Below are 20,513 nucleotides of genomic sequence, written 5' to 3' on the forward strand. Positions count from 1 at the left end.
ATATCGAGGCTGTTAACTCAGCCTTCGATCTCGATCAGGATCTCGCCCGGGTTCACCCGGTCGCCCTTGGCCACGTGGATGGCGGTGACTTTACCGGCGATGGCCGACTGGACTTCGGTTTCCATCTTCATCGCCTCGGTGATCAGCACGGCCTGGCCGGCTTTCACGGTGTCGCCTTCCTTGACCAGCACGTCGACGATGTTGCCCGGCATGGTGGTGCTGACGTGGCCCGGTGCAGTGGCTTGCTTGCGCTTGCTGCTGCCGCCGCTGACGAATTCGTTGAGCGGTTCGAACACCACTTCTTCCGGCATGCCGTCGATGGACAGGTAGAAGTGGCGTTTGCCTTCAGCCTTGACGCCCACACCAGTGATGTCGACGCGGTAGGTTTCGCCGTGAACGTCGATGACGAACTCGGTCGGCACGCCTTCACCGCCCACCGAAGCCACCTTTCCGGCTTCCGGAATCGGCAACAGCACTTCTGGCGTCAGGGTGCCGGCCGCGCGTTCTTCGAGGAACTTGCGGCCGATGTCCGGGAACATGGCGTAGGTCAGCACGTCTTCTTCAGACTTGGCCACGGCGCCGATTTCGGCACGCAGCTTGGTCATCTCCGGCTTGAGCAGGTCGGCCGGACGAACGTCGATAACCTCTTCGCTGCCGATGGCCTGGCGACGCAGTTGCTCGTTCACAGTGCCCGGCGCCTTGCCGTAGCCGCCTTGCAGGTAAAGCTTCACTTCGTTGGTGATGGTCTTGTAGCGCTCGCCGGCCAGCACGTTGAAGAACGCCTGGGTGCCGACGATTTGCGAGGTCGGGGTCACCAGCGGCGGGAAGCCGAGGTCTTCGCGAACGCGCGGGATTTCCGCCAGCACTTCGCTCATGCGGTTCAGGGCGCCCTGCTCTTTCAACTGGTTGGCCAGGTTGGAAATCATCCCGCCCGGCACCTGGTTGACTTGAACACGGGTGTCGACCGCCGTGAATTCGCTTTCGAACTGGTGGTACTTCTTGCGCACGGCGTAGAAGTACAGGCCGATCTCTTGCAGCAGTTCCAGGTTCAGGCCGGTGTCGAACTCGCTGCCTTTAAGGGCGGCGACCATCGATTCGGTGCCCGGGTGGCTGGTGCCCCAGGCGAAGCTGGAGATCGCGGTGTCGATATGGTCGGCGCCGTTTTCGATGGCCTTGAGTTGGCACATCGCAGCCAGGCCGGCGGTGTCGTGGGAGTGGATGAACACCGGCAGCGATTGCTCGGCCTTCAGAGCCTTGACCAGTTCACCCGTGGCGTACGGGGTCAGCAGACCGGCCATGTCCTTGATCGCCACCGAGTCGCAACCCATGGCTTCCATTTGCTTGGCTTGCGCCACGAAAGCCTCGATGGTGTGCACCGGGCTGGTGGTGTAGGCGATGGTGCCCTGGGCGTGTTTGCCGGCAGCTTTCACCGCTTCGATGGCGACTCGCAGGTTACGCACATCGTTCATGGCGTCGAAGATGCGGAACACGTCGATGCCGTTGACCGCGGCCTTGGCGACGAAGGCTTTGACCACGTCGTCGCTGTAATGGCGATAGCCCAGCAGGTTCTGGCCACGCAGGAGCATTTGCAGGCGCGTGTTAGGCAACGCGGCGCGCAGTTGGCGCAGACGCTCCCACGGGTCTTCTTTCAGGAAGCGTACGCAGGCGTCGAAGGTCGCGCCGCCCCAGACTTCCAGCGACCAGTAGCCGACTTTGTCGAGCTTGTCGCAGATCGGCAGCATGTCTTCGGTGCGCATGCGGGTGGCGAGCAGCGATTGGTGGGCGTCGCGCAGGATTGTGTCAGTTACATGGATCTTCTTGGACATTGTCATATTCCTCACAGGCCTGCGTGGGCGGCGATGGCGGCGGCGATGGCCAGGGCCAGCTCTTCGGGTTTGCGCTTGATCGAGTAGTTGGTCAGTTCAGGGTGGCTTTCAACGAAGCTGGTGTTGAACTGGCCGCTACGGAATTCCGGGTTACGCAGGATTTCCTGGTAGTACGCGGCGGTGGTCTTGACCCCTTGCAGACGCATGTCGTCGAGGGCTCGCAAGCCACGGTCCATCGCCTCTTCCCAGGTCAGCGCCCAGACCACCAGTTTCAGGCACATCGAATCGTAGAACGGCGGAATGGTGTAGCCGGTATAGATCGCTGTGTCGGTGCGCACGCCGGGACCGCCGGGCGCGTAGTAACGGGTGATCTTGCCGAAGCTCGGGAGGAAGTTGTTTTTCGGGTCTTCGGCGTTGATCCGGAACTGCAGCGCGAAACCGCGGTGCTGGATGTCTTCCTGTTTCACCGAAAGCGGCAAACCGGAGGCGATGCGGATCTGCTCGCGAACGATGTCGATGCCGGTGATTTCTTCGGTGATGGTGTGTTCCACCTGCACCCGGGTGTTCATCTCCATGAAGTACACCTCGCCCTCGGCGAGCAGGAACTCCACGGTACCGGCGTTCTCGTAACCCACGGCCTTGGCTGCACGCACCGACAGGTCACCGATGTAGGCGCGCTGTTCCGGGGTCAGTTGCGGGCTCGGAGCGATCTCGATCAGCTTCTGGTTGCGACGCTGGATCGAGCAGTCACGCTCGAACAGGTGCACCACGTTGCCGAAGCTGTCGCCGAGGATCTGCGCTTCGATGTGTTTCGGGTTTACGATACATTTTTCCAGGAACACTTCCGCCGAACCGAAAGCCTTGGTGGCTTCGGAGATCACTCGCGGAAAGGCTTGTTCGAGTTCTTCGCGACTGTTGCAACGACGAATACCACGGCCGCCACCACCGGAGGTAGCCTTGAGCATCACCGGGTAACCGATGCGGTCGCCTTCGGTCAGGGCTTCTTCGATGCCCGACACGTTGCCTTCGGTGCCCGGTGTGACCGGCACGCCGGCCTTGATCATGCTGCGGCGCGCTTCGGTCTTGTCGCCCATGCGGCGAATGACTTCCGCCGACGGGCCGATGAATTTGATTCCGCGCTCGGCGCAGATGTCCGCCAGCTCGGCATTTTCCGAAAGGAAGCCGTAGCCGGGGTGCAACGCATCGCATCCGGTTTCCACCGCCAGGTTCACCAGCTTGCGCGGGTTCAGGTAGCCGGCCAGTGGCTCGGCACCGATGCTGTGGGCCTCGTCCGCACGCTTCACATGCAAGGCATGACGGTCGGCGTCGGAATAGATCGCGACCGAGCGAATGCCCATCTCGGCGCAGGCACGCACGATTCGTACGGCAATCTCACCACGGTTGGCAATCAGGATCTTTTTTATCACTTGGAGGTTCCCTTGAGCCGGTGGCACCCACGACCCGATTAGACAGGTCGACGCGTGACCAAATGTTTCAATTCAGTCGCAGCTCCACACTAGCGCTCGCAAGGGATTAACAAAAATGAATAATAATTGGGTCAGGCATAAGCAAAGACTTATAGTTGAGTCATCGGCCTTCGCTCAGGATTTATAGAAAATGCGTAAGTCATTGATGCGTATGACATTGCGTCAATTGCAGATCTTCAATGAGGTGTGCGATTTAAGGTCCTACAGCCGCGCTGCCGACGAAATGTCTCTCACACAACCTGCCGTGAGCCTACAGATTCGTCAACTCGAAGAGCTGATCGGCCAGCCCCTGTTCGATTATGTCGGCAAAAAACTCTACATGACCGAGGCGGCCGAAGCACTGCAGCGCGCCAGCCGGGACATTTTCGGGCGCCTGGAAAACCTCGATATGCAGCTGTCGGACATGCAAGGCTCATTGCAAGGTCAGTTGAAACTGGCGGTGGAGTCCAGCGCCAAGTACTTCGTGCCGCACCTGTTTGCCGCGTTCAAACGCCAGCACCCGGAAGTGAACCTGCACCTGACGGTGGTCAACCGCGGCCAGGTTATCCGGCGCCTGTCGGATAACCGTGACGATCTGGTGATCATGTCGATGGTCCCACAGGACATGGGGCTGGAATTCCTGCCGTTCCTCAATAACCCGATTGTAGCCGTGGCGCCGCCGGATCATCCGCTGTGCCACATGGGGCCGCTGCGCCTGCAGGATCTGGAGCCCTACACGCTGCTGTTGCGCGAACCCGGTTCCGGCACGCGACTGGCCTGTGAGGAGTATTTCAAAGAGAAGCGCGTGCACTTCACCCAGACCCAGGAGGTCGCGTCGGCGGAAGCTCAGCGTGAATGCGTGCTGGCGGGTCTGGGCCTGGCGCTGTTGACGCGCCATGCCCTGAACCTTGAGTTGGCGACCGGTGGCCTGATTGAGCTGCCGGTCGAAGAGCTGCCGCTGCTGCGTAGTTGGTGCCTGGTGCAGGCGAAGGCCAAACGGCTATCGCCGGTAGCTCACGCATTCCTTGCGTTTATCCGCAGCGAACGGGCGCAAATCAGCGCGCTGGTTGAGCGTTTCGGCGGGAAGTTACCGGCGCTGCCTGCCAGTAGTTGAGTTCGAGGTCGTCGGGAAATTCGCCGATTTCGGCCAGAAGCTGGCGGCGTTCGCAACGATCTTCGATGGCGCGGCGAAATTCCATGCGGCGCTGGTCTTCTTGCTGACGACGGGTTTTGACGGCGCTGTTGCGTTCTTCGTAGGGCTGGGCCATTTCGAGTCTCCCAAGGCGAGTACGGGAGTTTCAAGATAGGCGCGAGGGATGACGGTTTGGCGGCGGGAGGGTTACAGAACGATGAAACTCACTGGCTGACCGCGAACCTGTGGCGAGGGAGCTTGCTCCCGCTGGGTCGCAAAGCAGCCCTAAGATTTTACGACTGCTGCGCAGCCGAGCGGGAGCAAGCTCCCTCGCCACAATTCCAGCCAGAATCAATCGTCCAGCGCTTTTACTGACTTTGGCGACAGCCGCAAGCTGCGAAGGCTGCGTTTGACGCTTTTCAGGTGATTGACCAGGCTCGGCCCACGAGCCATGGCCACGCCCATCGCCAACACATCGATCACTACCAGATGCGCAATACGCGACGTCAGCGGCGTGTAGATTTCAGTGTCTTCGTGCACATCGATCGCCAGGTTGACGGTCGACAGCTCGGCCAACGGTGTCTGGCTCGGGCACAGAGTGATCAGCGAGGCGCCGCTTTCGCGCACCAGGTTGGCGGTGATCAAAAGGTCTTTTGAACGACCGGACTGGGAAATGCAGATCGCCACATCGGTCGGCTTCAAGGTCACTGCCGACATCGCCTGCATATGCGGGTCAGAATACGCCGCCGCGGTCAGCAGCAAACGGAAGAATTTGTGCTGGGCATCCGCCGCTACCGCACCGGACGCGCCGAAGCCGTAGAACTCGACACGCTGGGCCTGGGACATCGCGGTCACGGCTTTCTGCAACGCTACCGGGTCAAGTTTCTCGCGAACTTCCATCAGGGTGTGCAGGGTAGTGTCGAAGATTTTCAGGCTGTAATCGGCAACCGAATCGTCTTCATGGATCGCGAATTGCCCGAAGCTCGCGCCAGCCGCCAGGCTCTGCGCCAGCTTCAGTTTCAAATCCTGGAACCCGGAGCAACCGATGGCGCGGCAAAACCGCACGATGGTCGGCTCGCTGATGCCTACGCTGTGGGCCAGGTCGGCCATGGAACTGTGCATCACCGCCGCAGGATCAAGCAGCACGTGGTCGGCGACCTTGAGCTCCGACTTGCGTAACAGGTGGCGTGACTGGGCGATGTGTTGCAGCAGATTCAAGGGGCAGGACTCTTTGTTATTGGCAGGTGCCGGGGATGTAGCACGCTTGTAGTTATACTACATGAATCGGCTTTTTGCCTGCTCAATGCGTAACTCAATGTCCCCGTATCACGCGACATATGCTCCATGTAGCACCTACGAGGTTTTTTCGTCCGCGCGCAACAGCTCAGCCAGGTCAGTAGCCTCAACCGGACGACTGATCCAATAACCCTGCACTTCATCGCAACGCTCGACCTTCAGAAACTCCAACTGCTCCGGCCGCTCGACCCCTTCAGCCACCACTTTCAACGACAGACCATGGGCCATGGCAATGATCGCCCGGGTGATCGCCGCATCTTCACTGCTCTCCCCCAGCCCGCGAATAAATGCCTGATCGATCTTCACGTAGTCCACCGGAATCCGTTTCAGATAACTCAGAGACGAATAACCGGTACCAAAATCGTCGATCGCCAGCTTCACCCCCAGATCGCGCAATTGCTGGAAGGTCGCGATGATGTGCTCGACGCTGTCCAGCAACTGGCTCTCGGTAAGTTCCAGTTCCAGGTAGTGCGGCGCCAGACCGGTTTCCTCCAGCACCTGGCGCACCAGGCTGACCAGTTTCCCCTGACGCAGTTGATGCACCGACAGATTGACCGACACCCGAATCGGCTCAAGCCCCTGACGCTGCCATTCGCAGGCTTGCCAGCAGGCCTGACGCAATACGAACTCGCCGATAGCGTTGATCAGGCCGGTTTCCTCGGCCAGACCGATGAAATCCCCCGGCGGTACCTGGCCAAGGGTCGGGTGATTCCAGCGCACCAGCGCTTCGGCGGCATTCAACCGGCCGGTGGCGAGGCAGAGTTTCGGTTGATAAAACACCTTCAACTGCTTTTCTTCGATGGCTTTGCGCAATTGGTTCTCAAGCTGCAAACGCTCGAGCGTGCTGGCCTGCAGGCTGTCGGTGTAGAACTGGAAGTTGTTGCCGCCCAAGTGTTTGGCATGCTGCATGGCCATGTTCGACTGGCTGACCAGCGCGGAAATCTCCCGCGCGGTGTCCGGCAACAGGCTGATGCCCATGGACGCGCTCATCACCAGTTCATGCCCCTCGACGGTGATCGGCAAACGCAGCTTGGTCGACAATCGGGTCGCCACGCGCGCCAGGCTCGACAGGTTGCCGTAGGCGTCGAACAGCACCGCAAATTCATCGCCGGACAACCGGGCGATGGTGTCCGCTTCCGGCAACGCATTGACCAACCGCCGGGCCATTTTCTGTAACAGCTGATCGGCGATTTCGTGGCCGAGGCTGTCGTTGAGCAGCTTGAAGCGATCCAGATTGATGTGCAGCAACGCCAGGCTGCGCCGACCGCCCTGGCGCACCCGCTGATGAGCCTCGCTCAGTCGTTCACGGAACAACGAACGGTTGGCCAGCCCCGTGAGCTCGTCGTAATGGGTCAGGTAGCGCATACGCTCTTCGGATTCACGCCGAGCGGACAGATCAGCGAAGAAGCCAACAATATGACTGACATTTCCCCGCATATCGCGCACGGCATTCAGTTGCAGCCACTGCGGATACAACTCGCCATTCTTGCGGGTCTCGACCAATTCGCCCTGCCAACTACCGTGCTGCTCCAGCGCCTGACGAATCGCCGCGTAATGCCGACGGGCATCGCGGCTGCAGGGTAAATCGACCACGTTGCGCCCAAGCATGTCGCCGATTTCATAGCCAGTTACCCGACTGAAGGCTTGATTGACGGCGATCAGCGCGTAATTCGGGTCGAAAATCACAATGCCTTCGCTGGCCGCCTCGAATACGGTCGCCGCCAGTTGGCGCTGTTCTTCCAGGTGCTTGCTGGCGCTGATATCGCGGCGGGTGCCGACCATGCGGATCACCCGGCCGTTTTCGCTACGCTCGACCGCTCGACCACGGTCCTCGATCCAGACCCAATGGCCATCCCCATGTCGCACCCGGTACTCGATCTGATAATCCTCGGTGCGGCCCTTCAAATGCTCGACCAGCGCCCGCCGCAGCGCTGGCAAGTCGTCGGGGTGCAGCCTCGGCTTGAGGTGGCGGAGCATCGCCGTCACGTATTCCGGCTCCAGCCCGAACAACTCCTGGAGCTGGGTGTGATGGACTTCGTCGGTCTGCAGGTTCCAGTCCCACAAACCGAGTTCGCTCGCCTTCAACGCCAGCGCCAGCCGCGCTTCGCTCTTGCTCAACGCCTGGTTGGCCGCATCCAGTTCCAGGCTGCGTTGGGCGACCCGGTTTTCAAGGTCGACCTGGGTTTCGCGCAATTCTTCTTCGGCGCGACGACGCTGGTCGATTTCCTTGGCCAGTTCGTGATTGAGTTGCTCGCTGCGACTTTGCGCCTGCTGCAAGTGCTCGATCAGCGCCTGATTTTGAAAGCGCCGTAGCAACCCCTGATCGATCAGTCGATTGACCTGCCAGGCGACCACGCTCAACGAGCCCAGCAGAATCAGCCCGAACCAGCCCCAGCCCTGCTCCTGTTCATCGCCGCCCCAGAACAGATAGCCGATGGCGGGCAACAGACAGGGCAAGGTAAAGGATAGAAATGCTGGCAGGCTGACCGCATAAGCGACGCTGGCCGAGAGGGCTGCGGCGCCGATCAGGCCAAACACCCAGGCTTGCTGGATGAAATTGTCAGCGGGCACCAGTGCAATGCCGGCACCGGCCAGGGTCAAACCGGTCATCGCCGAACCGAGCAGAAACATGCGACGCCAGATCGGATGGGCCTGACGGTTGGGAATCGCCGAATCGAAGGCCGCGACCTGAATCACCCGCAACGCCACCAGCGACAATAACCAGACCAGCCAGACACTGACCACGAAGTAGCGTTGCGGGCTCCAGAGCAACCCGGCGCAGACCAGACCGTTGATCAACATGAAAAGCGTCGGCAAGAGCGAGCCTTGGTACAGCAGACGCGTGCGTTCGACCGCCATCTCCATGGCGTACTGTTTGCGGATAGCCCGAGGCTCCACGGAGGGGCCCGACAGGTCGGAGCTGAGGGTCATAGGCGATGTTCTTGTTCTTATAGTTGAGCATGCGAGCCCGAATTGTGGACGGAGCATACACAAGCAAATGCCCGGACCAAACTGCCTCAGGTCATAAAATAGACAAAAGTTTTAGTCGCCCGCATCCGGCGTAAAAGCCGCCAGGCGAGCCCCGCCCCTGCTCGCAGCCAGTGACCGACCGGTCGTCATCGGTGCTTCTTTCATCGGCTAATGCAAAGCTCGGTTTGCCCGGTGTGACGGCGCACCCTAGAATGCCCCGATGCGCGATGATCTCTCCCTTCTGCTGAACTCCCTCAACGATGCCCAACGCCAGGCCGTAGCTGCCTCCGTGGGTCGTCAGTTGGTCCTGGCCGGTGCTGGCTCCGGCAAAACCCGAGTGCTGGTGCACCGTATCGCCTGGTTGATCCAGGTCGAAAACGCCTCGCCCCACTCCATCCTGTCGGTGACCTTCACCAACAAGGCCGCTGCCGAGATGCGTCATCGCATCGAGCAGCTGATGGGTATCAACCCGGCCGGCATGTGGGTCGGCACCTTCCACGGCCTGGCGCACCGCTTATTGCGGGCGCACTGGCAAGAGGCGGGCCTGAGCCAGACCTTCCAGATTCTCGACAGCGACGACCAGCAACGGCTGGTCAAGCGGGTGATCCGCGAGTTGGGCCTGGACGAGCAACGCTGGCCGGCCCGGCAGGCCCAGTGGTTCATCAACGGGCAGAAAGACGAAGGTCTGCGTCCACAACATATTCAAGCCAGCGGCGATCTGTTCCTGGCGACCATGCGCAGCATTTATGAAGCCTACGAGGCTGCGTGCCTGCGCGCCGGCGTCATCGACTTCTCCGAACTGCTGCTGCGCGCCCTCGATCTGTGGCGCGACCACCCGGGCCTGCTCGCCCATTACCAGAAGCGCTTCCGGCACATTCTGGTGGACGAGTTCCAGGACACCAACGCCGTGCAGTACGCCTGGCTGCGTCTGCTGGCCAAGGGTGGCGACAGCCTGATGGTGGTCGGCGACGACGACCAGTCGATCTATGGCTGGCGCGGCGCGAAAATCGAGAACATCTATCAGTATTCCGACGACTTCCCGGATGCCGAAATCATTCGTCTGGAGCAGAACTACCGCTCCACCGCCGGGATCCTCAAGGCCGCCAACGCCCTGATCGCCAACAATACCGGGCGCATGGGCAAAGAGCTGTGGACCGATGGTGGCGAAGGCGAAGCAATCAATCTGTACGCCGCGTTCAACGAACACGATGAAGCACGCTACGTGGTTGAAACTATTGAAAGCGCGCTGAAAACCGGCTTGGCTCGCAGTGATATCGCGATTCTGTACCGCTCCAACGCCCAATCGCGCGTTTTGGAAGAAGCCTTGCTGCGCGAGCGCATCCCGTACCGCATTTATGGTGGTCAGCGCTTCTTCGAACGAGCAGAAATCAAGAACGCCATGGCGTATCTGCGTTTGTTGGAAGGCCGTGGCAACGATGCGGCCCTTGAGCGGGTGATCAACGTTCCGGCCCGTGGCATCGGCGAAAAAACCGTCGAAGCGATTCGCGATCATGCGCGCCACAGCGACGTGTCGATGTGGGAGGCCATGCGTCAGCTGGTGGCCAACAAGGGCCTGACCGGTCGCGCTGCCGGCGCCCTTGGGGCGTTCATGGAGCTGATCGAGAACCTCGCCGCCAAGTGCATGGAAATGCCGCTGCACCTGATGACCCAGACCGTCATCGAGCAGTCGGGGCTGATCGCCTACCACCAGGCGGAAAAAGGCGAGAAAGGCCAGGCCCGGGTAGAAAACCTTGAGGAACTGGTCAGCGCCGCGCGCAACTTCGAAAACCCGGAAGAGGACGAAGAGCAATCGCCACTGGCGGCGTTCCTCGGCCACGCCTCGCTGGAGGCCGGGGACACCCAGGCCGACGAGCACGAAGACAGCATTCAGTTGATGACCCTGCACAGCGCCAAGGGCCTGGAATTCCCTTACGTGTTCCTGGTGGGCATGGAAGAAGGCCTGTTTCCGCACAAGATGAGCCTGGAAGAACCCGGTCGCCTTGAAGAAGAGCGCCGTCTGGCCTATGTCGGTATCACCCGGGCGATGCAGAACCTGGTGCTGACGTATGCTGAAACCCGACGTTTGTACGGCAGCGAGACCTACAACAAGGTGTCGCGTTTCGTACGTGAAGTGCCGAAAGGCCTGATCCAGGAAGTGCGACTGTCCAACAGTGTCAGCCGTCCGTTCGGCGGAGGCCAGCAGCAGAGTTCCAGCAGCCTGTTCGGCGGCAGCGAGATCCCGGACACCGGGTTCAGCCTCGGCCAGACTGTGCGGCATTCGGTGTTCGGCGACGGTGTGATCCTGAATTTCGAAGGCGCCGGTGCTCAGGCGCGGGTGCAGGTGAACTTCAGCGAAGGCAGCAAGTGGCTGATGCTGGGTTACGCCAAGCTGGAAGCGATCTAAAACCTGCCAGTGATTTAATGTGGGGGCGAGTCTGCTCGCTCCCACAATGTTCTGTGTTTCAGATTGATCTTATGAAAGGCGCGAATACATGGGCTCGGGTTTCTTTTCTTCCTGGACATTCTGGGCCCTGATGTCGGCGGCATTTGCCGCCATGACCGCGATCTTCGCCAAAATCGGCATCGAAAACGTTAACTCGGACTTCGCCACGCTGCTGCGCACGGTGGTGGTTTTGGTCAGCCTGGCCTTGATTTTGTACGCTACGGGCCAATATCAGTCATTAGGATCGATCTCGGCCAGGAGCTACCTGTTCCTACTGCTGTCGGGACTGGCCACTGGTGCCTCGTGGATCTGCTACTTCCGCGCGCTGAAACTGGGGCCGGCCTCGTTGGTCGCTCCGGTGGACAAACTCAGCGTGGTGCTGGTGGCGGTGCTCGGCGTAATCCTGCTGGGCGAAAAACTCGACCTGCGCCAATGGGGCGGAATCGGCCTGATTACGGCCGGTGTCGTCATGCTGGCGCTGCGGCGCTAAGCATTCTTCCTACAGAAGCTGTCCACTCGTCCTACGGACTAACGCTAACAGGCCTTATTGCGCTGACTGAAGCTGAACACAACCTGTCAGGCAAAAGCCCGAAACACTCTGCCGCTAGCCAGTAACACTTCAGCTGTGCAACATGGCGCGCGTGCCATCCACAAATGGGAATTCCCTTTATGAAACGTTTTCTTAGCATCGCCATGGCGTTGTGCATCGGCCTGACGATGAGCCTGGACGCCAACGCCAAGCGCTTTGGTGGCGGCAAAAGCGCCGGTGCGGCGCCGACTCACCAGACCAGCCAAATGGCTCCTTCTTCTCCTGGCGTGGGCGGTGCAGCCGCCACTGCCGGCGCGGCCGGTGCCGCTGGCGCTGCCGCCAAGGCCGGCGGTGCTTCGCGTTGGCTCGGCCCTCTGGCCGGTATCGCGGCCGGTGGCCTGCTGGCTTCCATGTTCATGGGCGGCGGCTTCCAGGGCATGCAGTTCTTCGACATCCTGATCATGGCGGTCATCGCCTTCCTGGTCTTCCGCTTCATTGCCGCTCGTCGTCGCAAGCAGCAGGAGCATCTGGCTCCGGCCGGCGCGCCTTTGCAACGTGAAGTGTTCGAGCAGAAGCCAGCCATGGGGTCGATCTTCGGCGGTTCGGCTGCACCTGTTGCCCGTCCGGTGATCAATGCTCCGGCCTGGTTCAACGAACAGCGCTTCGTTGAAGCCGCGCGCAACCATTTCCAGTCCCTGCAACAGCACTGGGACGCCAACGAAATGGACAAGATCGCCGAGTTCGTGACCCCGCAATTGCTGGAGTTCCTCAAGCGCGAGCGTGCCGACCTGGGCGACGGCTTCCAGTCGACCTACATCGACAACCTCCAGGTACAACTGGACGGCGTTGATGACCGTGCGGACAAGACTATCGCCACCCTGACCTTCAGCGGCGTGTCGAAAAACTCGCGTTTCGACCAGGGCGAAGTGTTCAGCGAAAGCTGGAACATGGAGCGTCCCCAGGGCGAAAACCAGCCTTGGCTGGTAGCGGGTATCCGCCAGAACGGCTGATACCCCCGCGCTTTCGCATGCTGTAATGAAAACCCCGGCTCTGCCGGGGTTTTCTATTTCACGGTTGCATCTATAGCGAGCTACTGTATAAACCGCCCCAACTAAACCGCGCCATCAAGCAAGAGGATCCCGGACGTGGAAGAAATCATCGAACAACTGCGTGAAGCCAACGAACCGGTACCGGTCCCCTTGGAGTTGCCCGACGAAGATCTGCTGGTAGAAATCGAAGAGCAACTGTTCATCGACATTCCATTCGTATTCAGAGAGTTCCTGCTGACCGTTAGCGATGTGGTCTACGGCAGCCTGGAGCCGGTGACCGTCACCGACCCGCAATCCCACACCTACCTGCCGGACGTTGCCGCCAACGCCTGGGACGCTGGTGTTGATCGCAGCCTGATCCCGATCTGCCAGGACGGTGACAACTACTACTGCGTCGAAGAAGACGGCACCGTGGTGTTGTGGCTGGCCGAAGAAGAGTTACTCGCCGAAGAAACCTGGGAATCGGTCTGGCACTGGGCACGGGACGTCTGGCTGGAAAGCTGATTTACCCCTGCACGACTGTCAGTGGCTTGAGGAGTCCTTGTGGTTGTCCAGGGTTTCCAGCAAGGCCACCTGCATCCGCGTATGCACGCGGATGAACCAGCGCCAGAGCAGCGCCGCTACCGCAGCCGCGACCACGACAATCAGCACCAGCAACTTGTTGGTCGGCAGAATACTGGCCGACAAGGCTGCCAGCAGCAGGAAAATCACCAGCAGCGAGAGGATCGGGATCATTTCGGCGATCACCCGCCGCACTCGCTGCGTGTGGCGGCCGGCCATCTCCGGCTTCACCCCCATTTCTGCCAGCAGCATCGACAGCGCCTTGAGCTTGCGATAGGCGGCGATCAGGAACGGCAGCGACAACAGCAACGCCCCACCCCAGATCAACGCTTTCTGCCAGCTCGGGTCGCTGATCCAGTCTTGCAGGTAAACGGACATGCGCTCGGCGAAGAAGGCGCCCGATAAAAAGATCGCAACCACCAGCGCCAGATTGACCCCCACCTGCAACAGAATCCGCCGAATCATCGACGCCAACAGCGCGCCCTCGCCCTGAGGCTGGATGCTGCGCAGCCATTCGCCATACATCCCCAGCACACGAGCCAGGCGCTGCGGCATCACGGTAGCAAGCTTGATCGACAGCGGATCGGCCGCGCGGATCAGATAGGGCGTCAACAGCGTGGTGATCACCGAGACGGCCACAGCCACCGGATAGAGAAAGCTGCTGGTGACCTGCAGCGTCATGCCCAGCGCGGCGATGATGAAAGAGAATTCGCCAATCTGTGAAAGCCCCATTCCCACGCGCAGTGAGGTGCGTCCGTCATTGCCAGCGATAAACGCGCCGAGGCCACAGGACAGCATCTTGCCCAGCACCACGGCGACGGTGATCACCGCGATCGGCCAGGCGTATTGCAACAGGATCATCGGGTCGAGCATCAGGCCGATGGCGACGAAGAAGATCGCACTGAACAGGTCGCGAACCGGCTCGATCAACTGCTCGATCTTTAGCAGTTGGCGTGATTCGGCCATGATCGCGCCGATCAGGAACGCGCCGAGAACCATGCTGTATTCAAGCTTGACCACCAGCAGGCAGAAACCGAAACACAGGCCCAGCACGGTAATCAGCAACATCTCGTTGCTTTCGAATTTCGCCACATAGGCGAGTAGTCGCGGCACCAGCAGAATGCCGATGACCAGTGCGACAATCATGAACAGTGAAAGCTTGCCGACGGTGGAAAAGACCTCGCCGGAGCTGACTGTGCCGCTGACCGCGATGCTCGACAGCAAGGCGATGATGCCGATACCGAGGATGTCCTCGACGATCAGTACGCCGAAGATCAACTGCGCAAAACGCTCGTTCTTCATCTTCAGGTCGTTGAGCGCCTTGACGATGATGGTGGTCGAGGAAATCGCCAGGATCGCGCCGAGGAACAGCGAATCCATGGTATTCCAGTCGAACCAGCGGCCGATTTCGTAGCCGATCCAGATCATCAGGACGATTTCCAGGAAGGCCGCGATAAACGCCGTGGCGCCGACCTTGAACAGCTTGCGCAGGCTGAACTCCAGCCCCAGGCAGAACATCAGGAAAATCACCCCTAGCTCGGCGAGGGTCTTGATGGTTTCTTCGTCGTGGATCAGGCCGAAGGGTGGCGTATGCGGGCCGATAATGAAACCGGCGACGATGTAGCCGAGCACCACCGGTTGTTTGAGACGATGAAAGAGCACGGTCACCACGCCCGCGATCAACATGATCACTGCCAGATCCTGAATGAAACTGATGGCATGCATGGTGTGTGGCTCCTTCGGGGGTGGGCTTTTGAAGGGTAACACCACGACTTCCGGCGCAAAGACGGTGCAATATATGGAAACAGATCGCTTCGGGCGTGACGGCACCTCCCCGCCCGGCGTCCCGATAACTGTTGGTTTGAAAAACACCGACAAGCACCCACAGAGGTGTAACCCCCAAACCCTGCCTTGAACCCGTGAGTACGTTATGGAACCCGGAAACGCCCAGCTGTCGATGACGGTATTGATGACCCCCGACATGGCCAACTTCTCTGGCAATGTCCACGGCGGCACCCTGCTCAAATACCTCGATGAAGTGGCCTACGCTTGCGCCAGCCGGTATGCCGGTCGTTACGTAGTGACCTTGTCGGTGGATCAGGTGATCTTCCGCGAGCCGATTCATGTCGGTGAGCTGGTGACCTTTCTGGCCTCGGTCAACTACACCGGTAATACCTCGATGGAAGTGGGCATCAAGGTCGTGACCGAGAACATTCGCGAGCGCTCGGTGCGCCACACCAACAGCTGCTTCTTCACCATGGTCGCGGTGGATGACCAGCGTAAACCGGCCTCCGTCCCGCCACTGCAACCGCAGAACAGCGAAGACAAGCGTCGGTACATGCAGGCCCAGCAGCGCCGGCAGATACGTCAGGAACTGGAAAAGCGCTATCAGGAAATCAAGGGCGACGCTTAAAGCAAAAGATCGCAGCCTGCGGCAGCGCCCACAGACGCGCGGGAGCTGCCGAAGGCTGCGATCTTTTCTACCGCCACACCATTACAAACTGATCGCTACCGCCTCGAACCGCACCCGGGGATGGGCGATCCGGTCCTGCGCCCGCACCAGTTCCAGCTCATAGCTGGCACACGCCTGGGTTTCCAGCAGCACTTCATGCACCGCCGCCGCGGTGAATTCGAAGGCGCTCAGCAGACTGTCACCCAGCAGCACACGCGCCAGGAACAGCCCGGAAGTCAGATCACCAACGCCCACCGGCTGACGCGGGAACGCCAGCAACGGCCGACGCAAGTGCCAGCTGCCTTCAGCGGTCACCAGTAACATCTCGAAGCCATCCGCCAGTTTGCCGGGATAGTCGAGATGCTTGACCAACACCGCCTTCGGACCGCGCGCCAGCAGCGCCCGCGCCATGGCCAGGCAATCGAACAGTGACTGCGCCTTGCGCCCCGAGAAGCTGTTCAGCTCCAGCTGATTCGGGCACATGAAGTCGGCTAACGCCGCCGCCTCTTCCAGCAGGAAATCGCTGACTTCGGCTGGAACGCTGCAGCCCTTCTCCGGATGGCCCATCACCGGATCGCAGAGGTACAAGGCTTTGGGATTGATCGATTTGATTCGCTCCACTCCCGCCAGAATCGCCCGCCCCTGGGCCGCGCTGCCGAGGTAGCCGGACAACACGGCATCGCAGTTGCCCAGTTCGCCAATCGCCGCGATGCCTTCCACCAATTCCGGAATCTGATGCGGGGCCAGCACTTCCCCGGCCCACTGGCCATATTGCGTGTGGTTGGAGAACTGCACGGTATTGAGTGGCCAGACGTTCACCCCGACCCGCTGCATCGGGAAAACCGCGGCGCTGTTGCCAGCGTGGCCGAACACCACATGGGACTGGATGGCGAGCAGATGGGGCGTACGTTTCATGCGGTGAGTTTTCCATAAACCGATTGAAATTCGAGCCGCGCAGTATGCGACTAAACGCAGCCTGTACGACAGACCAGAGACGCAGTTAAGCTGGCACTATCTTGTTGGAGCACTCTGTTGATGCTGACCTTAGGAAATATCTTTGTGCTGATGCTGCTCGCCACCGGTGGCGCGTGGCTGTGGCACAACCACGGCTTGCGCGAACGTGCGCTGGAGCGGGTTCAGCAGCATTGCGCCAAGCTGCGGATCGAGCTGCTGGACGGCAACGTAGCCTTGAAAAAGATCGCTTTCATTAAAGACGCCAACGGCCGTCGGCGCCTGGCCCGTGTGTATAACTTCGAGTTCACCGTGACCGGCGAAACCCGCCACAACGGCACCATCACTCAGTTCGGCGCCCATAGCGCACAGATCGAGCTCGCACCCTACCCAATGCCGTTCGATGACACGCCACCGGTGGTCGAAGTCGCAAAACCCAGCGCCGAGGTGATTGAATTGAGCCAGTGGCGGCAAGAACACACCAAGTGGCGTCCCTGAAGATCAAAAGATCGCAGCCTGCGATTTTTTGATCTTCAAACCGACCGGCAATCGGCCAGATCTCTTTGCAGCGACTCAACATCCTGCACCTCACTGAAAATCAGCTCGATGCGCGAATCCCGTCTCCATTCGCTGGGTTGCCAATCCAGTAACGAGTTATCCAGTGCGTTGGCCGACACCCAACCCTCGACGCTGTGGATAACCAGCTTCGCCCGCAACCATTCAAGGCTCTCAAGCCACTTTCCGACAAGCACGGCATCGAACGTCTGACTCGGATGCCAGCGCCAGCCGACGCTCCAGCCACCCTCTTGCGCCTGACTCAAGCAAATCGGCTGCGCAGGGTCAGTCCAGATGGCCGGCATCTGTGCCAGCCCCTTGGGCACGATAAAGTTATCCACACCCACGACAGCCTGAGCCTTGAGGCCCGGTAACTCGCTCAACGGCAAGACAGCTTGCTGCGTCCAGTACAAAGGACGCGACGGCAACTGTGCGACAACTCGCTGGCGATCACTGTCGTCGAGGCTTTCCGCCTTGTTCAGCAACAGCAACCCGGCACTGTCCAAGGCTTGCTGTTGCGCCGCTGGCAGCGGTTTTCCGGCCGCGAGTGCCCGGGCGTCCAGTACCAGCACGCAAGGCTGCACCGCCAGGACGCCTTGCCACGGCGCCTCGCTCAATTGCCTGAGCAACTGAGCCGGATGCCCCAGTCCGGAGGGCTCGATGAACAGTCGATCCGGTCGTGCCTTGCGCAGCAACCGTCCGAGGCCGACCTGAAACGGCGCACCATTGACGCAACACAAACACCCCCCGGCCACTTCCCCCAGTGCGATACCATCGACGTCCTGGGTCAGCAGCGCAGCATCCAGGCCGATCTGGCCGAATTCGTTGATCAGCACCGCCCAGCGCTCACCGGCCGGCCGTTGCGCCAGCAGGTGCTTGATCAGGCTGGTCTTGCCGGCACCCAGCGGGCCGGCGATGACGTGGGTGGGAATGTTCTGCAACATGGTCGAGGTTTTCTGAGGAGGTAAAGGATGCGGTTGATGGGATGGTCGTTGCTTCTGGCGCTTATGTCGGGTGAAGCGCTGGCCCAGGCCTGCGTGGTACATAGTACGGCTGCGCGGCTCGACGTGAAGGTCTGCCAGCAGAACCGCAACATCCCGGAAAAACTGTTCGCCGACGGCTTCTGCCAGCCGAATCTGGCCGGGCAGAAAGTCGAGGTGCAGTACGTCGACCAATGCCCCACCGGCGCGTTCGGGGTGTGCAGCAACGCTCAAGTCGCCAATATGCCTTACCGGCAGGATATTCACTATTACGGCGTGGCCACCGATGCGGCGTATTTGCAGCCGTTTTGCGAAGCCCAGAGCCAGGGAACCTGGCTCAAACCTTGAGCCGCTAGCTCAGCCAATCGAGGGTCAGGATCAAACGACGCTCCCCCGGTGCCGGCTGCGGCGAACGGTGAATCAGACCGAAACCTTCGTTGCCGTGCCACTTCTCTCCTTTGAGCATCGCCACTTCGCCACTGGTGATTTGCTGGATCAGCGAATCATCCTGCGGTTCGGCGTCAGGTTTGCCTAATTGGCGGCGATCCATCGCCCCTTCTTTCAGCCATTGGCTGCCGGCCCCTGCGTAGGTGGTGATCAACCGCACTGGAACATGATCGACGTGGAAACGCGGGCACATGGCTTTGTCCAGAACCCGCAGGCGCAGGCCGATGCGTTGGGCGCCCAACAGGCAGGCGAACGCGCTGACCAGCCAGGAAACGTCGGCGATAAAGCCTTCGTAACCTTCAAGGTCGCTGAAGCCTGAGGCTAAACCGTGGAGGTTGGGTTCAGCGTCATCATTGGCCATTTCCAGGGACAGCGACTCAGCCAGCGGCTCGTTCAGGGACAACAGCAAGCGACCGAAATCGGCAATGTGCGCCGGCAGTTGGCGCTGCCAAAGGGCAAGGTTCACACCGTCGTCCAGAATCCCGGTCAGCACTTTTGGCGTATCACCTTGAACCTGAGCAATGACCGGTCGCAACTTCAGACTGGGCGCCGACATCAGGCCGCCGCCTCTTCGTGCCAGGGACCGAACGGATCAGACAACAACCGCCAACCCTCGACACCCAAGGCCATTTCAACATCCGTCAGCAGGCAGTTATCGAGTTCGGCGGTGAGTTGCGCAAAGTCGATGTTCTGGCCGATAAACACCAGTTCCTGCCGACAATCGCCGGTGGCGGCCGTCCAGTTTTCCATGATCCCCGCGGTGCTTTCTTCGTCTTGCGGCCACTGGTTTTTCGGCACGAAACGCCACCAGCGCCCGGCAAATCCATGGCGCATCAAGCCGCCGGCCTGGGACCAACTGCCGGCGTCCATATGTTTACTGGCCAGCCAGAAAAAGCCCTTGGAACGCAGCAGTTTGCCATTCACCCACGGGCGGTCGATGAAGCTAAAGAAGCGTTGTGGATGAAACGGACGCCGCGCCCGATAAGCCGTGGAGGCAATGCCGTACTCCTCGGTTTCCGGTACGTGTTCACCGCGCAGTTCCTGTAACCATCCCGGCGCCTGAGCGGCCTTCTCGAAGTCGAAACGCCCGGTATTGAGAATTTTCTTGAGCGGTACTTCACCCATGACCATCGGAATGATTTCGGCCTGGGAATTGAGCCGTTCGAGGATCGCGATCAACTCCTGGCGCTCGCGACTGCTGATCAAATCGATCTTGCTGATCAGGATCACGTCGGCAAATTCGATCTGCTCGATCAACAGGTCAGTGATCGAGCGTTCATCCTCCTCGCCCAGGGTTTCACCACGGGAAGCGAGGCTTTCGGCGGCCTGGTAGTCGAGCAGGAAGTTCATGCCGTCGACCACGGTGACCATGGTGTCGAGCCGCGCAATGTCGGCCAGGCTCTGCCCTTCTTCATCGCGAAACGTGAAGGTTTCCGCCACGGGCAGCGGCTCGGAAATGCCGGTGGACTCGATCAACAGGTAATCGAAACGACCGTCCTTGGCGAGTTTGCTGACTTCTTCGAGCAGGTCTTCGCGCAACGTACAGCAAATGCAGCCGTTGCTCATTTCCACGAGTTTTTCTTCGGCACGGTTCAGGCTGACATCGCGTTGAACTTCACTGCCATCAATATTGATCTCGCTCATGTCGTTGACGATCACCGCGACCCGCAGATTATCGCGATTACGTAGTACGTAATTAAGCAGTGTACTTTTTCCGGCGCCGAGAAAGCCCGACAGGACGGTCACAGGGAGACGATTGGGCATCAGGTATTCCTCACAGGGATGCCCGGTCGCAATGTCGGGCTTAATTTATGTTATAGTATAACAACACAATCAAGCCACTCCCCCCTTGCTCG

18 protein-coding genes are annotated in these 20,513 nt (G+C 60.1%); 8 read left to right on the top strand and 10 right to left on the bottom strand.

The window, feature by feature from the left end; all coding sequences use genetic code 11:
• Positions 1-17 precede the first annotated feature (17 nt).
• On the bottom strand, positions 18-1,826 hold the full coding sequence (gene oadA / locus ACCC96_RS05600; RefSeq protein ID WP_413695176.1) for a sodium-extruding oxaloacetate decarboxylase subunit alpha: 1,809 nt from the start codon (positions 1,824-1,826) through the stop codon (positions 18-20).
• A gap of 11 nt (positions 1,827-1,837) precedes the next feature.
• Complete coding sequence (locus tag ACCC96_RS05605) at positions 1,838-3,253, bottom strand: acetyl-CoA carboxylase biotin carboxylase subunit (RefSeq protein ID WP_007896523.1); 1,416 nt, start codon at positions 3,251-3,253, stop codon at positions 1,838-1,840.
• A gap of 190 nt (positions 3,254-3,443) precedes the next feature.
• Between ACCC96_RS05605 and ACCC96_RS05610 the strand changes: the two genes are divergently transcribed.
• Entirely contained in the window at positions 3,444-4,406 is a 963-nt protein-coding gene (locus ACCC96_RS05610) for a LysR family transcriptional regulator (protein WP_413695177.1), read from the top strand.
• Here the strand turns inward: ACCC96_RS05610 and ACCC96_RS05615 are convergent.
• From ACCC96_RS05615 to ACCC96_RS05625, 3 genes are all read right to left on the bottom strand, one after another.
• Positions 4,348-4,560: a PA3496 family putative envelope integrity protein gene (locus ACCC96_RS05615; RefSeq protein ID WP_026346042.1), complete on the bottom strand. Its 213-nt coding sequence runs from the start codon at positions 4,558-4,560 to the stop codon at positions 4,348-4,350. The two genes, ACCC96_RS05610 and ACCC96_RS05615, sit on opposite strands and share 59 nt — an antisense overlap.
• Positions 4,561-4,775: 215 nt before the next feature.
• Entirely contained in the window at positions 4,776-5,642 is an 867-nt protein-coding gene (hexR, locus tag ACCC96_RS05620) for a transcriptional regulator HexR (RefSeq protein WP_003187110.1), read from the bottom strand.
• A 135-nt stretch (positions 5,643-5,777) separates the two neighbouring features.
• Positions 5,778-8,651, bottom strand: a complete 2,874-nt coding sequence (locus ACCC96_RS05625; RefSeq protein ID WP_413695178.1) for an EAL domain-containing protein — start codon at positions 8,649-8,651, stop codon at positions 5,778-5,780.
• Positions 8,652-8,910: 259 nt separating this feature from the next.
• Between ACCC96_RS05625 and uvrD the strand changes: the two genes are divergently transcribed.
• From uvrD to ACCC96_RS05645, 4 genes are all read left to right on the top strand, one after another.
• The gene (uvrD, locus tag ACCC96_RS05630) at positions 8,911-11,094 is read left to right on the top strand and encodes a DNA helicase II (RefSeq protein ID WP_007934438.1); all 2,184 of its coding nucleotides are present in this window, start codon (positions 8,911-8,913) and stop codon (positions 11,092-11,094) included.
• Between the two features lie 88 nt (positions 11,095-11,182).
• Positions 11,183-11,623, top strand: coding sequence for an EamA family transporter (locus ACCC96_RS05635; RefSeq protein WP_007934436.1), 441 nt, complete (start codon positions 11,183-11,185; stop codon positions 11,621-11,623).
• Between the two features lie 179 nt (positions 11,624-11,802).
• A complete protein-coding gene (locus ACCC96_RS05640) occupies positions 11,803-12,672 on the top strand; it encodes a Tim44 domain-containing protein (RefSeq protein WP_413695179.1) in 870 nt (289 codons plus the stop codon).
• 135 nt (positions 12,673-12,807) lie between these two features.
• Positions 12,808-13,215: an SMI1/KNR4 family protein gene (locus ACCC96_RS05645; RefSeq protein WP_007934432.1), complete on the top strand. Its 408-nt coding sequence runs from the start codon at positions 12,808-12,810 to the stop codon at positions 13,213-13,215.
• A gap of 18 nt (positions 13,216-13,233) precedes the next feature.
• Here the strand turns inward: ACCC96_RS05645 and ACCC96_RS05650 are convergent, their stop codons facing one another.
• The gene (locus tag ACCC96_RS05650; RefSeq protein ID WP_413695180.1) at positions 13,234-14,997 is read right to left on the bottom strand and encodes a cation:proton antiporter; all 1,764 of its coding nucleotides are present in this window, start codon (positions 14,995-14,997) and stop codon (positions 13,234-13,236) included.
• 205 nt (positions 14,998-15,202) lie between these two features.
• Between ACCC96_RS05650 and ACCC96_RS05655 the strand changes: the two genes are divergently transcribed.
• Entirely contained in the window at positions 15,203-15,685 is a 483-nt protein-coding gene (locus tag ACCC96_RS05655) for an acyl-CoA thioesterase (protein WP_007934430.1), read from the top strand.
• A gap of 81 nt (positions 15,686-15,766) precedes the next feature.
• Here ACCC96_RS05655 and pdxY read toward each other — a convergent pair whose 3' ends face one another.
• Complete coding sequence (gene pdxY / locus ACCC96_RS05660) at positions 15,767-16,639, bottom strand: pyridoxal kinase PdxY (protein WP_413695181.1); 873 nt, start codon at positions 16,637-16,639, stop codon at positions 15,767-15,769.
• 120 nt (positions 16,640-16,759) lie between these two features.
• Between pdxY and ACCC96_RS05665 the strand changes: the two genes are divergently transcribed.
• The gene (locus tag ACCC96_RS05665; RefSeq protein ID WP_138866545.1) at positions 16,760-17,173 is read left to right on the top strand and encodes a DUF3301 domain-containing protein; all 414 of its coding nucleotides are present in this window, start codon (positions 16,760-16,762) and stop codon (positions 17,171-17,173) included.
• 35 nt (positions 17,174-17,208) lie between these two features.
• Here ACCC96_RS05665 and ACCC96_RS05670 read toward each other — a convergent pair whose 3' ends face one another.
• Positions 17,209-18,174, bottom strand: coding sequence for a CobW family GTP-binding protein (locus ACCC96_RS05670; protein WP_413695182.1), 966 nt, complete (start codon positions 18,172-18,174; stop codon positions 17,209-17,211).
• A 27-nt stretch (positions 18,175-18,201) separates the two neighbouring features.
• Here ACCC96_RS05670 and ACCC96_RS05675 point away from each other — a divergent pair, with 27 nt between their 5' ends.
• Complete coding sequence (locus tag ACCC96_RS05675; protein WP_413695183.1) at positions 18,202-18,558, top strand: NADH:ubiquinone oxidoreductase; 357 nt, start codon at positions 18,202-18,204, stop codon at positions 18,556-18,558.
• A gap of 4 nt (positions 18,559-18,562) precedes the next feature.
• Here ACCC96_RS05675 and ACCC96_RS05680 read toward each other — a convergent pair whose 3' ends face one another.
• The gene (locus tag ACCC96_RS05680) at positions 18,563-19,213 is read right to left on the bottom strand and encodes a DUF1826 domain-containing protein (RefSeq protein ID WP_413695184.1); all 651 of its coding nucleotides are present in this window, start codon (positions 19,211-19,213) and stop codon (positions 18,563-18,565) included.
• On the bottom strand, positions 19,213-20,421 hold the full coding sequence (gene zigA / locus ACCC96_RS05685; protein WP_413695185.1) for a zinc metallochaperone GTPase ZigA: 1,209 nt from the start codon (positions 20,419-20,421) through the stop codon (positions 19,213-19,215). Before zigA ends, ACCC96_RS05680 begins: the two co-directional genes overlap by 1 nt.
• Positions 20,422-20,513 lie beyond the last annotated feature (92 nt).

Source organism: Pseudomonas sp. Pseusp11, from assembly GCF_047304405.1.
GTDB lineage: Bacteria > Pseudomonadota > Gammaproteobacteria > Pseudomonadales > Pseudomonadaceae > Aquipseudomonas.

Excerpts from the sequence above, each read along its gene's own strand:
- ACCC96_RS05650 (WP_413695180.1), bottom strand. The coding sequence starts at position 14,997 with ATGCATGCCATCAGTTTCATTCAGGATCTGGCAGTGATCATGTTGATC.
- uvrD (WP_007934438.1), top strand. The coding sequence starts at position 8,911 with ATGCGCGATGATCTCTCCCTTCTGCTGAACTCCCTCAACGATGCCCAA.
- ACCC96_RS05625 (WP_413695178.1), bottom strand. The coding sequence starts at position 8,651 with ATGACCCTCAGCTCCGACCTGTCGGGCCCCTCCGTGGAGCCTCGGGCT.
- ACCC96_RS05615 (WP_026346042.1), bottom strand. The coding sequence starts at position 4,560 with ATGGCCCAGCCCTACGAAGAACGCAACAGCGCCGTCAAAACCCGTCGT.
- pdxY (WP_413695181.1), bottom strand. The coding sequence starts at position 16,639 with ATGAAACGTACGCCCCATCTGCTCGCCATCCAGTCCCATGTGGTGTTC.
- ACCC96_RS05610 (WP_413695177.1), top strand. The coding sequence starts at position 3,444 with ATGCGTAAGTCATTGATGCGTATGACATTGCGTCAATTGCAGATCTTC.
- ACCC96_RS05655 (WP_007934430.1), top strand. The coding sequence starts at position 15,203 with ATGGAACCCGGAAACGCCCAGCTGTCGATGACGGTATTGATGACCCCC.
- ACCC96_RS05675 (WP_413695183.1), top strand. The coding sequence starts at position 18,202 with ATGCGGTTGATGGGATGGTCGTTGCTTCTGGCGCTTATGTCGGGTGAA.
- zigA (WP_413695185.1), bottom strand. The coding sequence starts at position 20,421 with ATGCCCAATCGTCTCCCTGTGACCGTCCTGTCGGGCTTTCTCGGCGCC.
- ACCC96_RS05665 (WP_138866545.1), top strand. The coding sequence starts at position 16,760 with ATGCTGACCTTAGGAAATATCTTTGTGCTGATGCTGCTCGCCACCGGT.
- ACCC96_RS05670 (WP_413695182.1), bottom strand. The coding sequence starts at position 18,174 with ATGTTGCAGAACATTCCCACCCACGTCATCGCCGGCCCGCTGGGTGCC.
- ACCC96_RS05680 (WP_413695184.1), bottom strand. The coding sequence starts at position 19,213 with ATGTCGGCGCCCAGTCTGAAGTTGCGACCGGTCATTGCTCAGGTTCAA.
- ACCC96_RS05635 (WP_007934436.1), top strand. The coding sequence starts at position 11,183 with ATGGGCTCGGGTTTCTTTTCTTCCTGGACATTCTGGGCCCTGATGTCG.
- ACCC96_RS05640 (WP_413695179.1), top strand. The coding sequence starts at position 11,803 with ATGAAACGTTTTCTTAGCATCGCCATGGCGTTGTGCATCGGCCTGACG.
- oadA (WP_413695176.1), bottom strand. The coding sequence starts at position 1,826 with ATGTCCAAGAAGATCCATGTAACTGACACAATCCTGCGCGACGCCCAC.